The 12,771-nt window shown below is 70.4% G+C and carries 12 protein-coding genes; all 12 read left to right on the top strand.

The window, feature by feature from the left end:
* The first annotated feature begins 4 nt into the window (after positions 1–4).
* The 12 genes from MID12_RS07755 (at position 5) to atpD (ending at position 12,683) form a co-directional block, all read left to right on the top strand.
* Positions 5–652: an L-threonylcarbamoyladenylate synthase gene (locus MID12_RS07755; protein ID WP_040248315.1), complete on the top strand. Its 648-nt coding sequence runs from the start codon at positions 5–7 to the stop codon at positions 650–652.
* Positions 649–1,332 carry a low molecular weight phosphatase family protein gene (locus MID12_RS07750; RefSeq protein WP_040248312.1) on the top strand — a complete coding sequence of 228 codons (684 nt, stop codon included), beginning with the start codon at positions 649–651 and terminating at the stop codon, positions 1,330–1,332. Before MID12_RS07755 ends, MID12_RS07750 begins: the two co-directional genes overlap by 4 nt.
* Before the next feature lie 380 nt (positions 1,333–1,712).
* On the top strand, positions 1,713–2,996 hold the full coding sequence (glyA, locus tag MID12_RS07745; protein ID WP_263165595.1) for a serine hydroxymethyltransferase: 1,284 nt from the start codon (positions 1,713–1,715) through the stop codon (positions 2,994–2,996).
* Between the two features lie 293 nt (positions 2,997–3,289).
* Complete coding sequence (locus MID12_RS07740) at positions 3,290–4,717, top strand: undecaprenyl-phosphate alpha-N-acetylglucosaminyl 1-phosphate transferase (protein ID WP_040248310.1); 1,428 nt, start codon at positions 3,290–3,292, stop codon at positions 4,715–4,717.
* Between the two features lie 613 nt (positions 4,718–5,330).
* Positions 5,331–5,768, top strand: coding sequence for an ATP synthase I (locus MID12_RS07735; protein WP_040248307.1), 438 nt, complete (start codon positions 5,331–5,333; stop codon positions 5,766–5,768).
* A gap of 273 nt (positions 5,769–6,041) precedes the next feature.
* Positions 6,042–6,812: a F0F1 ATP synthase subunit A gene (gene atpB / locus MID12_RS07730; RefSeq protein ID WP_040256557.1), complete on the top strand. Its 771-nt coding sequence runs from the start codon at positions 6,042–6,044 to the stop codon at positions 6,810–6,812.
* A gap of 77 nt (positions 6,813–6,889) precedes the next feature.
* Positions 6,890–7,132 (top strand): ATP synthase F0 subunit C, encoded by a 243-nt coding sequence (atpE, locus tag MID12_RS07725; protein ID WP_040248304.1) that lies wholly within the window; start codon positions 6,890–6,892, stop codon positions 7,130–7,132.
* A 38-nt stretch (positions 7,133–7,170) separates the two neighbouring features.
* Positions 7,171–7,728, top strand: coding sequence for a F0F1 ATP synthase subunit B (locus tag MID12_RS07720; RefSeq protein WP_040248302.1), 558 nt, complete (start codon positions 7,171–7,173; stop codon positions 7,726–7,728).
* Positions 7,725–8,540 (top strand): F0F1 ATP synthase subunit delta, encoded by an 816-nt coding sequence (locus MID12_RS07715; protein WP_040248300.1) that lies wholly within the window; start codon positions 7,725–7,727, stop codon positions 8,538–8,540. Before MID12_RS07720 ends, MID12_RS07715 begins: the two co-directional genes overlap by 4 nt.
* A 162-nt stretch (positions 8,541–8,702) precedes the next feature.
* Positions 8,703–10,292: a F0F1 ATP synthase subunit alpha gene (atpA, locus tag MID12_RS07710; RefSeq protein WP_040248298.1), complete on the top strand. Its 1,590-nt coding sequence runs from the start codon at positions 8,703–8,705 to the stop codon at positions 10,290–10,292.
* A gap of 21 nt (positions 10,293–10,313) precedes the next feature.
* Complete coding sequence (locus tag MID12_RS07705) at positions 10,314–11,231, top strand: F0F1 ATP synthase subunit gamma (RefSeq protein WP_040248296.1); 918 nt, start codon at positions 10,314–10,316, stop codon at positions 11,229–11,231.
* Positions 11,232–12,683 carry a F0F1 ATP synthase subunit beta gene (atpD, locus tag MID12_RS07700; RefSeq protein ID WP_040248294.1) on the top strand — a complete coding sequence of 484 codons (1,452 nt, stop codon included), beginning with the start codon at positions 11,232–11,234 and terminating at the stop codon, positions 12,681–12,683. It begins immediately after the preceding gene.
* Positions 12,684–12,771: the final 88 nt, after the last annotated feature.

The raw sequence follows: 12,771 nt of genomic DNA, 5'->3' as shown, positions 1-12,771 counted from the left end.
AACGATGGCTCGGCGATACGACACCAATGACGCGACCGACCGGACCACCGGTCTGCGTGAGGCCGGGTCCGCCGTCCGCCGCGGCGAGCTGGTCGTGCTGCCCACGGACACCGTCTACGGCATCGGCGCCGACGCCTTCAGCTCGGAGGCCGTCAACGACCTGCTCGACGCCAAGGGCCGCGGCCGCAACATGCCCACCCCGGTGCTCATCGGCTCCCCGAACACCCTGCACGGCCTGGTCACCGACTTCTCCGAGATGGCCTGGGAGCTCGTCGACGCCTTCTGGCCCGGCGCCCTGACCCTGGTCGCCAAGCACCAGCCCTCGCTCCAGTGGGACCTCGGCGACACCCGCGGCACCGTCGCCATCCGGATGCCCCTGCACCCGGTCGCCATCGAACTCCTCACCGACGTCGGCCCGATGGCGGTCTCCTCCGCCAACCTCACCGGGCACCCGGCGCCCGAGGACTGCGACGCCGCCCAGCAGATGCTCGGCGACGCCGTCTCCGTCTACCTCGACGGCGGCCCGACGCCCGGCATCGTCCCCTCCTCGATCGTGGACGTGACGGGCAAGGTGCCGGTCCTGCTGCGCGCCGGCGCCCTGCACGCCGAGGAGCTGCGCAAGGTGGTCCCCGACCTCGAGGTGGCCAATTGACGGCCCCTGAGGGGCGTGGCATAGCGGGCGCCGCATACGGCGGCACCTTCCGGATCCTCCACGTCAGCACCGGCAACGTCTGCCGCTCGCCGATCACCGAGCGGCTGACCCGCCACGCCCTCGCCCACCGCCTGGGCCTGGCGGGCCCCGCCCTGCCCACCGGCGAGACGGGCCCCGTCGTCATCGGCGGCCTCCTGGTGGAGAGCGCCGGCACCTGGGGCCACGAGGGCGCGCCCATGGAGGCCAACGCGGAGGCCGTGCTCGCCGACTTCGGCGCCGACGCCGCGGGCTTCACCGGCCGCGAACTCCTCGACGACCACGTCATCCGGGCCGACCTGGTGCTCACCGCCACCCGCGACCACCGCGCCCAGGTGATCTCCATGGGCCACTCCGCCGGGCTGCGCACCTTCACGCTCAAGGAGTTCACCCGGCTGGTGCGGGCCATCGACCCGGCGACCCTGCCGGACCCCCTCGACGACGGTGTCGCCGAGCGCGCCCGCGCCCTGGTCCGCGCCGCCGCCGCCCTGCGCGGCTGGCTGCTCGCCCCCAGCGTGGAGGCCGACGAGGTCTACGACCCCTACGGCGCCCCGCTGCCCTTCTTCCGCTCCGTCGGCGAGGAGATCCACCAGGCCCTCGACCCGGTGGTCACCGCCCTCACCGGCGTCCCGGCCCGCACCTGAGAAGACCCGGGCCCCGCCCCTGAGGGCGCGCCCCGCCCGTACGGGAGCCCGCCCCGCCCGCGCCCGGGAGCACCCCGCCGCGGCCCGCGTCCGAGAGCACCGGCCGCCCGCACCCGCGACCCTCGCGGCCCGCACCCGAGAGCCCTCGCCGCCCGCCCCGGGAAGGCCTCGCCCGCCCCGGGGAGGCCCCGTCCCGCCCCGAAGGCCCGGGTCTCCCGCCCCCGGCGCCCACACCGGGCGGACCGGCACCAGGCGTCCTACATTGGACACCCCAGTGCACACGGTCCCGCCACCGGGCCGCCCGTCACCACGGCGCCCGCCGTACGACTCGGACCCGGCGGCGCGGACCGGCACCCCGCCGCAGAGGCCCGGAGCCGAAGATGCCGGTCAGCCACGCCACCCCGCCGCAGTCCGCCGCAGGACCGGGAATCGAGGCCCTGCGCGGCCAGGACCCGGAGATGGCCGAGATCCTCGGCGCGGAGAGCGCACGCCAGGCGAGCACCCTCCAGCTCATCGCCGCCGAGAACTTCGCCTCCCCGGCCGTCCTCGCCACCCTCGGCTCCCCGCTGGCCAACAAGTACGCGGAGGGCTACCCCGGCGCCCGCCACCACGGCGGCTGCGAGATCGTCGACCTCGCCGAACGCACCGCCGCCGACCGCGCCCGGGCCCTCTTCGGCGCCGAGCACGCCAACGTCCAGCCGCACTCCGGCTCCTCCGCCGTGCTCGCCGCCTACGCGGCCCTGCTGCGCCCCGGCGACACCGTGCTGGCCATGGCGCTGCCCGCGGGCGGCCACCTCACCCACGGCTCGCCCGCGAACTTCTCCGGCCGCTGGTTCGACTTCGTCGGCTACGGCGTCGACCCGGAGTCCGGGCTGCTCGACATGGACCAGGTGCGCGCCCTCGCCCGTACCCACCGCCCCAAGGCCCTGGTCTGCGGCTCCATCTCCTATCCCCGCCACCTCGACTACGCCGCCTTCCGCGAGATCGCCGACGAGGTGGGCGCCTATCTGATCGCCGACGCCGCGCATCCGCTCGGGCTCGTCGCGGGCCGGGTGGCGCCGAGCCCCGTCCCGTACGCCGATCTCGTCTGCGGGACCACCCACAAGGTGCTGCGCGGGCCCCGGGGCGGACTGCTGCTGTGCGGGGCGCAGTTCGCCGAGCGGGTCGACCGGGCCGTCTTCCCCTTCACCCAGGGCGGCGCCCAGATGAACTCCGTCGCCGCCAAGGCCGTCGCCTTCGGGGAGGCCGCCCGCCCCGAGTTCGCCTCCTACGCGCGGCAGGTGGTCGCCAACGCCCGCGCCCTCGCCGCCTGCCTGGCCGAGGAGGGGCTCACCGTGATCACCGGCGGCACCGACACCCACCTGGTCCTCGCCGACCCGGCACCGCTCGGCATCGAGGGCCGCGCGGCCCGCACCCGGCTCGCCGCCGCCGGACTCGTCGTGGACACCTGCGCGCTGCCGCACCCCGAGACCCGCGGCCTGCGCCTCGGCACCGCGGCGCTGACCACCCAGGGCATGCGCGAGCCCGAGACGGCGCTCATCGGCCGGCTCTTCGCCGCCGTCCTGCGCGGCGAGCGGGACGGCCGCACCGCCCGCGAGGAGATCGGCGAACTCACCGCGTACTTCAGCCCGTACGGCGGTTCTCCGGCGGGCGCCGGAGGCTGAGCGGACCGGAATCCGGGGGCGCGGACCGCCCGGAACCACCGGCTCCCCGGGGCGGTGCAACCATCCGGCGCCCCGGGGAGTCACAGTCACCGGGAGCACCTGCCCTGCTCCTGCCTGTGCTCCCGCCTCCACGGCCGGCGGCCGCCTCGTCGAGATGAGTGAGTCCGAAGTCCTCTAGGGTGTGGGGCGAGGCGCGGCAGTCCGGAGGCGAACCGCATGGCCCTTCCGGCGGAGGGGCCCGGCACTTCGGACTTGTCCGGCCAGGCCGGTCAGCGACATCTGTGGGGAAGCCCGTGCGTGAATACCTCCTTACGCTCTGCATCACGGCCGCGGTGACATATCTGCTCACCGGACCGGTGCGGAAGTTCGCGATCGTGGCCGGGGCGATGCCCGAGGTCAGGGCCCGCGACGTGCACAAGGAGCCCACGCCCCGGCTCGGCGGCATCGCGATGTTCTTCGGCCTGTGCGCGGGCCTGCTCGTCGCCTCCCACCTCAGCAGCCTGAGCGAGGTCTTCGACCACTCCAACGAGCCGCGTGCCCTGCTCTCCGGGGCCGCGCTGATCTGGATCATCGGGGTCCTGGACGACAAGTTCGAGATCGACGCCCTGATCAAGCTCGGCGGCCAGATGATCGCCGCGGGCGTCATGGTCATGCAGGGTCTGACCATCCTGTGGCTGCCGGTCCCCGGCGTCGGCTCGGTCTCCCTCACCCAGTGGCAGGGCACCCTGCTCACGGTCGCCCTGGTCGTGGTCACCATCAACGCCGTGAACTTCGTCGACGGCCTCGACGGCCTCGCCTCCGGCATGGTCTGCCTCGCCGCCGCCGCCTTCTTCATGTACGCCTACCGGATCTGGTACGGCTACGGCCTGGAGGCGGCCGCCCCCGCCACCCTCTTCTCCGCGATCCTGATGGGCATGTGCCTCGGCTTCCTGCCGCACAACATGCACCCGGCGCGGATCTTCATGGGCGACTCGGGCTCGATGCTGATCGGCCTGGTGCTCGCCGCCGGGGCGATCTCCATCACCGGCCAGGTCGACCCCGACGCCATGAACCTCTTCTCCGGCTCCGAGCGCGCGACGGTCCACCAGACGGTGCCCGTCTACATCCCGCTGCTGCTGCCGCTGACGATCATCGCCATCCCCGCGGCCGACCTGATCCTCGCCATCGTGCGGCGCACCTGGCGCGGCCAGTCGCCGTTCGCCGCCGACCGCGGGCATCTGCACCACCGGCTGCTCCAGATCGGGCACTCGCACAGCCGCGCGGTGCTGATCATGTACTTCTGGTCGGCCCTGATCGCCTTCGGCGCCCTCGCCTACTCGGTCAACTCGGCCTCGATGTGGATCGTCCTCGCCGTGGTCGCCCTGAGCTTCGTCGGCCTGGTCCTGCTCCTGCTGCCCCGCTTCCGCCCCCGCACCCCGCAGTGGGCGCAGGCCATGGTGCCGCCGCGCTACCGCGACGAGGAGCCCTCGCCGCAGCAGGACGGGGACGCCGCGGGGGAGGCGAAGGACACCGCGGGTGACGGCGCGGATAACAGTCCTGCATCGGCTGCGGACCAAGGGGCCCTGCTGACCCGGGGGATGGGGCCCTCGGCCGCGAGCACCGCCGCCGAACCCCGCGAGGGCTCCACCGCCGGGAGCGAGGTGGCCGGAGTGGGCCACCGCCCGCGCGGCGCCACCGCGGTGAGCGCCTGGGCCCGGCCCGCCGGGCGGCACAAGGACTGAGGGGCGCCCGGCGCTTCGCGGCAACTCCGGGCCTCGTACGTCATTCTCCGCGGCACCAAATGCCCGCAAAGAAAAACGGGCCCCAGCATGGGCAGCGGCCCCCGTGTTGCCGTTGCGGCCGCGAAGCGCACAGTCCCGGAGCGGTCCGCTCCGCGACGGCGGTGCGGTGGGCGCGGCTGTCAAGGGGCCGGGGGAGAGGGTGCGTCCGCCGCCGTGCGGCTGTCCGCTTCCGGCCGGGGCGGGTGGGGCGACTGAGCTCACATGTGGCGCGTGTGACTACCGGGGCACCGCGTGGACTCTGGCCGCCTGCAAGGAAATTGGGGGCGAGGTGTGCGCGACGACCGTTCCCCACTGCACCGGAAAACGGGGCAATAGCACGCGATTCGCCTCCTGGCGTGCACAGACGCGCGGCTTGCTTCTCATGTGTGACAGCAAGCACACTTTACAGGTAAAGACCTCATCAAATAGTTTGTGATACCGTTCACGAGACCCCGGGACAGAGCCGAAGGCCCGCTTCACGCGGGTCCCTTGACCCGAGATCTCTCTCGAAAAACCAGCACTACGCTCGTCCATGACGACACCCTGCCCCCTCCCAGTAAGCGGAGTTGCCGCCATGCCCTCCCAAGACGCCCGTACCCTCCTGTATCTCGCCGCACCCACGGCCGCTGTCGGTGCGATCACCGCTGTCGTCAGCGGATTCGTCGCGGGGAGCAAGGGTGCGATCGGCGGGCTCGTCGGCGCTGCGGTCGTCATCGTGTTCATGGGACTGGGGCTCTACGTGCTCCAGCGCACCGCGAAGTCCCTTCCGCAGCTGTTCCAGGCGATGGGCATGATGCTCTACGTCGCCCAACTGCTGCTGCTCCTGGTCTTCGTGGGGGTGTTCAAGGACACCAGCCTCTTCAACCCGAAGGCGTTCGCGCTCGCGCTCGTCATCGGGACCGTCGTGTGGATGGCCGCACAGGCCCGCGCGCACATGAAGGCCAAGATCTTCTACATCGATCCCGAGTCGGATCAGACCCCGGCGGCGGGCAAGGTGGGCTCGCCGTCGTGAGAGGTAGGGGCGGGATAAAGACGCGTTCGGGATCCTGCTATCGTCCGGTGCCAACTGCGGCACTGCGGGCGCGGGCATCCGAGCTGACGCCTGTCCCCAGGCGAGCCTCGATGGCCATCCGCCGCCCCCACATCCGTAACACCAGTCCAGTGCCGACCAGCGGCTGCCTGCCGCGCCGACACAACGAGGTTGCCGTACCCATGCGCCACGCTGAAGGAGTCCGCGGTGAGTGCTGACCAGACCCAGCTCGCCTTCGAGTGGGACTGCCGCATCATGTCCGACAATGGATGCGGCTTTCCGGCCCCCGGCCTGCACTCCTTCCTCTTCAAGCCGCTGTTCGAGGTCGGCGGCTTCGAGTTCAACAAGGTGATGCTGCTCGCGCTGCTCTCCACTCTTGTTGTCACCGGCTTCTTCTGGGCCGCCTTCGGCAAGGCCAAGGTGGTTCCCGGCAAGCTGCAGATGATCGGTGAGGCGGGCTACGACTTCGTCCGCCGCGGCATCGTCTACGAGACGCTCGGCAAGCGGGAGGGCGAGAAGTACGTCCCGCTGATGGTCTCGATCTTCTTCTTCGTGTGGATCATGAACATCTGGTCCGTGATCCCGGTGGCCCAGTTCCCGGTGGCCTCGGTCATCGCGTACCCGATCGTGCTGGCCCTCGTGGTCTATGTCCTCTGGGTGGGGCTCACCTTCAAGCGGCACGGCTTCGTGGGCGGCTGGAAGAACATCACCGGATACGACGACTCCCTCGGCCCGATCAAGTGGCTGGTGTCGTTCATCGAGTTCTTCTCGAACCTGCTGGTCCGCCCCTTCACCCACGCGGTGCGGCTCTTCGCCAACATGTTCGCCGGTCACCTGATGCTGGTGATGTTCACCGTCGCCTCCTGGTACCTCCTGAACACCTGGCTGATCGCGGCGGCGGGCGTCTCCTTCGTCATGACCGTGGTCATGATCCTCTTCGAGCTTTTCGTGCAGGCCGTCCAGGCGTACGTCTTCGTGCTCCTCGCCTGCACCTACGTCCAGGGCGCGCTCGCCGAGCACCACTGAGCCCCGCCCGCACGCAACACCCGAGAACGTCCGGTGGCCAACCCCCACCGGCCCATGAAAGAGAAGGAAGATCCGGCATGTCCGCTCTCCAGACCCTCGCCGCCGAAGGCGTCACCGGCTCCCTCGGTTCGATCGGTTACGGCCTCGCCGCCATCGGCCCCGGCATCGGCGTCGGCATCGTCTTCGGCAAGGGCACCGAGGCCCTGGCCCGTCAGCCCGAAGCTGCCGGTCTGATCCGCGCCAACCAGATCCTGGGCTTCGCCTTCTGTGAGGCGCTCGCCCTCATCGGCATCGTTATGCCGTTCGTGTTCGGTAAGTAAGCGCTCCTTACTGACACGTCTCGACGAAAGGCACTGATGTGATCGCCAACCTGGTTCAGCTGGCGGCCGAGGAGGAGCAGAATCCGCTCGTCCCGCCGGGCCCTGAGCTGCTCGTCGGCGCCATCGCCTTCGCCATCGTCTTCCTCGTCTTCTGGAAGAAGCTCCTCCCGAACATCAACAAGGTTCTGGAAGAGCGCCGGGAGGCGATCGAAGGCGGGATGGAGAAGGCCGAGGCCGCGAAGACCGAGGCCAACAGCGTGCTGGAGCAGTACAAGGCCCAGCTCGCCGAGGCCCGTCACGAGGCCGCGCGTCTGCGCCAGGAGGCGCAGGAGCAGGGCGCCGTGCTCATCGCCGAGATGCGTGCGGAAGGCCAGCGGCAGCGTGAGGAGATCATCGCCGCCGGTCACGCCCAGATCGAGGCCGACCGCAAGGCCGCGGCGCAGACGCTGCGCCAGGACGTGGGCACGCTCGCCACGACCCTGGCCGGCAAGCTCGTCGGGGAGTCCCTGGAGGACCACGCCCGGCAGAGCCGCACCATCGACCGTTTCCTCGACGGACTCGACGAGACCGCGTCGAAGGCCGAGGCCGCACGATGAACGGCGCGAGCCGCGAGGCACTGGCCGCCGCACGTGAGCGCCTCGACGCGCTGACGGACAACACGTCCGTCTCCGCGGAGCAGCTCGCCGGGGAACTGGCCGCCGTCACCGCGCTGCTCGACCGCGAGGTGTCGCTGCGTCGGGTCCTGACCGACCCGGCGCAGTCCGGGGACGCCAAGGCCGAGCTGGCCGGTCGCCTCCTCCGCGGCCAGGTGGGCGGGGAAGCCGCCGACCTGGTGTCCGGGATGGTGCGCTCCCGCTGGTCGCGCTCGCGCGACCTGGTGGACTCGCTCGAGGTGCTGGCCAGTGTCGCGGATCTCACCGCGGCGCAGCAGGCGGGCACGCTCGACGAGGTCGAGGACGAGCTGTTCCGCTTCGCGCGGATCCTCGGCTCCTCCATGGAGCTGCGGGCCGCGCTGGTCGACCGCACCGCGACCGGCACCGCCAAGAGCGAGCTGCTGCGCAGCCTGCTCGGCGGCCGGGCCAAGGAGACGACCGAGCGTCTGGTCGGCCGCCTCGTGACCCACCCCCGGGGACGTAGCCTGGAGTCAGGTCTCGTCGAGCTGTCCAGGCTCGCCGCGGAGCGCCGGGACCGTACGGTGGCCGTCGTGACCTCGGCGGTGCCGCTCAGCGACCCGCAGAAGCAGCGTCTGGGCAGGTCCCTGGCGCGCATCTACGGCCGTGAGATGCACCTCAACCTGGACGTGGACCCCGCGGTCCTCGGCGGGATCAGGGTGCAGGTCGGCGACGAGATCATCAACGGCAGCATCGCGGACCGCATCGAGGACGCGAGCCGCCGGGTGTCCGGCTGACGCCGCACCGCGCCACAAGCAGCAAGAAGAAGAGCAGGATCTACGGCCCGCGTTGGGTCGTGCAGTGAATGTTTCTGGGGGGCCTGCGGCCGAGCCGCAAGGTGGACAGCCCCAGACCCCATAAGAAACTTTCGGGCCCAACAAGGAGAGCAGGGAACCCAGATGGCGGAGCTCACGATCCGGCCGGAGGAGATCCGGGACGCGCTGGAGAACTTTGTCCAGTCGTACAAGCCGGACGCGGCCTCGCGCGAGGAGGTCGGCACGGTCACCGTCGCAGGTGACGGCATCGCGAAGGTCGAGGGCCTGCCCTCGGCCATGGCCAACGAGCTGCTGAAGTTCGAGGACGGCACCCTCGGTCTCGCCCTCAACCTCGAGGAGCGCGAGATCGGTGCGGTCGTCCTCGGTGAGTTCAGCGGTATCGAGGAGGGCCAGCCGGTGCAGCGCACCGGAGAGGTCCTGTCCGTCGCGGTGGGCGAGGGTTACCTCGGCCGCGTCGTCGACCCGCTCGGCAACCCGATCGACGGCCTCGGCGAGATCGAGACGTCCGGCCGCCGCGCCCTCGAGCTGCAGGCCCCCACGGTCATGCAGCGCAAGTCGGTGCACGAGCCGATGGAGACCGGCTACAAGGCCGTCGACGCGATGACCCCGATCGGCCGCGGCCAGCGCCAGCTGATCATCGGTGACCGCCAGACCGGCAAGACCGCCCTGGCCGTCGACACGATCATCAACCAGCGCGACAACTGGCGCTCCGGCGACGTGAACAAGCAGGTCCGCTGCATCTACGTCGCCATCGGCCAGAAGGGCTCCACCATCGCCTCCGTGCGCGGTGCCCTGGAGGACGCCGGCGCCCTGGAGTACACCACCATCGTCGCCGCTCCGGCGTCCGACCCGGCGGGCTTCAAGTACCTGGCGCCCTACACCGGCTCGGCCATCGGCCAGCAGTGGATGTACGAGGGCAAGCACGTCCTCATCATCTTCGACGACCTCTCCAAGCAGGCCGACGCCTACCGCGCCGTGTCCCTGCTGCTGCGCCGCCCGCCGGGGCGCGAGGCCTACCCGGGCGACGTCTTCTACCTGCACTCCCGCCTCCTGGAGCGCTGCGCGAAGCTCTCCGACGCGGAGGGCGCGGGCTCGATGACCGGTCTGCCGATCGTCGAGACGAAGGCCAACGACGTCTCGGCGTTCATCCCGACCAACGTCATCTCCATCACCGACGGCCAGTGCTTCCTGGAGTCCGACCTCTTCAACGCCGGTCAGCGTCCGGCCCTGAACGTCGGTATCTCGGTCTCCCGCGTCGGTGGTTCGGCCCAGCACAAGGCGATCCGCCAGGTGTCCGGCCGACTGCGCGTGGACCTGGCCCAGTTCCGTGAGCTGGAGGCCTTCGCCGCCTTCGGCTCCGACCTGGACGCCGCCTCCAAGGCGCAGCTGGAGCGCGGTCAGCGCATGGTCGAGCTGCTGAAGCAGAACCAGTACCAGCCGATGGCCACCGAGGACCAGGTCGTCTCCATCTGGGCCGGCACCACCGGCAAGATGGACGAGGTGCCGGTCGCCGACGTCCGCCGCTTCGAGCGGGAGCTCCTGGACTACCTGCACCGCAGCCACCAGGGCCTGCTCACCTCCATCAAGGAGGGCGGCAAGATGTCGGACGACACCCTGCAGGCCATCGCCGAGGCCATCGCGGAGTTCAAGAAGCAGTTCGAGACCTCGGACGGGAAGCTGCTCGGCGAGGACGCCCCCGCCGCCGCCAAGTGACGTAAGGAAGGGACCTGACTCATGGGAGCCCAGCTCCGGGTCTACAAGCGTCGCATCCGATCCGTCACCGCGACCAAGAAGATCACGAAGGCGATGGAGATGATCGCCGCCTCGCGCGTCGTCAAGGCGCAGCGCAAGGTGACGGCCTCCACCCCCTACGCGAACGAGCTGACCCGCGCGGTCACGGCGGTCGGAACCGGCTCGAACACCGAACACCCGCTGACCACGGAGGCGAAGACGCCGACCCGGTCCGCAGTGCTGCTCCTGACGAGCGACCGCGGTCTGGCCGGTGCCTTCAACTCCAACGCGATCAAGGCCGCCGAGCAGCTGACGGCGCGCCTGGAGGCCGCGGGCCGCGAGGTCGACACGTACATCGTCGGCCGTCGTGGAGTGGCCCACTACAACTTCCGTGAGCGCAAGATCGCGGAGCAGTGGACCGGCTTCACCGACGAGCCCACGTACGCGGACGCCAAGCAGATCGCCGGTCCGCTGATCGAGGCCATCGAGACCGAGACGGCGGAGGGCGGCGTGGACGAACTCCACATCGTCTACACCGAGTTCGTCTCGATGATGACGCAGACGGCGGTCGACAGCCGCCTGCTGCCGCTCAGCCTCGACGAGGTGGCGGAGGAGTCGCCGGCCAAGGACGAGATCCTGCCGCTGTACGACTTCGAGCCGTCGGCGGAGGACGTCCTCGACGCCCTCCTGCCGCGCTACGTCGAGAGCCGTATCTACAACGCGCTGCTCCAGTCGGCTGCCTCCAAGCACGCCGCCACCCGCCGCGCGATGAAGTCGGCGACCGACAACGCGGGAGACCTGATCAACAGCCTCTCCCGTCTTGCCAACGCGGCCCGACAGGCCGAAATCACCCAGGAAATCAGCGAGATCGTCGGAGGCTCCGCAGCCCTCGCCGACGCGACCGCGGGGAGTGACAAGTAAGTGACGACAACAACCGAGAGCACGGTGTCGGCCGTTGCCACGGGCCGCGTCGCCCGGGTCATCGGCCCGGTCGTCGACGTGGAGTTCCCCGTCGACGCGATGCCCGACATCTACAACGCGCTGACCGTCCAGGTGGCCGACCCGGCCGCCGACGGTGAGCTGAAGACCCTCACCCTCGAGGTCGCCCAGCACCTCGGCGAGGGCTTGGTCCGCGCGATCTCCATGCAGCCCACCGACGGCCTGGTCCGTCAGGCCGCGGTGACGAACACCGGCGACGGCATCACCGTCCCGGTCGGCGACTTCACCAAGGGCAAGGTGTTCAACACCCTCGGTGAGGTGCTGAACGTCCCCGAGGAGAACGCCAACGTCGGTGAGCGCTGGCCGATCCACCGCAAGGCGCCGAACTTCGACGAGCTCGAGTCGAAGACCGAGATGTTCGAGACCGGCGTCAAGGTCATCGACCTCCTCACCCCGTACGTCAAGGGTGGAAAGATCGGTCTGTTCGGTGGTGCCGGTGTCGGCAAGACCGTGCTGATCCAGGAGATGATCTACCGCGTCGCCAACAACCACGACGGTGTGTCGGTGTTCGCGGGCGTCGGTGAGCGCACCCGTGAGGGCAACGACCTCATCGACGAGATGAGCGAGTCCGGCGTCATCGACAAGACCGCGCTGGTCTTCGGCCAGATGGACGAGCCCCCGGGCACCCGTCTGCGCGTGGCCCTCGCCGGTCTGACCATGGCGGAGTACTTCCGCGATGTGCAGAAGCAGGACGTGCTGTTCTTCATCGACAACATCTTCCGCTTCACCCAGGCCGGTTCCGAGGTCTCGACCCTGCTCGGCCGCATGCCCTCCGCGGTGGGCTACCAGCCGAACCTGGCCGACGAGATGGGCCTCCTCCAGGAGCGCATCACCTCGACCCGCGGTCACTCGATCACCTCCATGCAGGCGATCTACGTCCCCGCGGACGACCTGACCGACCCGGCCCCGGCGACCACCTTCGCCCACCTCGACGCGACGACGGTGCTCTCCCGTCCGATCTCCGAGAAGGGCATCTACCCCGCGGTGGACCCGCTGGACTCCACGTCCCGCATCCTGGACCCCCGGTACATCACGCAGGAGCACTACGACGCCGCCATGCGCGTCAAGAACATCCTGCAGAAGTACAAGGACCTCCAGGACATCATCGCGATCCTCGGTATCGACGAGCTGGGCGAGGAGGACAAGCTCGTCGTCCACCGCGCCCGTCGCGTGGAGCGCTTCCTGTCCCAGAACACCCACGTCGCCAAGCAGTTCACCGGCGTCGACGGTTCGGACGTGCCCCTCGACGAGTCGATCGCGGCCTTCAACTCGATCTGCGACGGCGAGTACGACCACTTCCCCGAGCAGGCGTTCTTCATGTGCGGTGGCATCGAGGACCTGAAGGCCAACGCCAAGGAGCTCGGCGTCTCCTGAGCCGCCGACCCGACGAGAGGGGCGGATGCCCTCCCCGCCGGTTCCGGGTTCGCCCGGTCCCGGCAGCGGGGCGGCGTCCGACCCTCTC

The sequence above is a fragment of the Streptomyces sp. SCSIO ZS0520 genome (assembly GCF_025643355.1).
GTDB lineage: Bacteria > Actinomycetota > Actinomycetes > Streptomycetales > Streptomycetaceae > Streptomyces > Streptomyces physcomitrii.
Note: the sequence above shows the minus strand (reverse complement) of the source record. Positions and strands in the feature narration are given on the sequence as shown.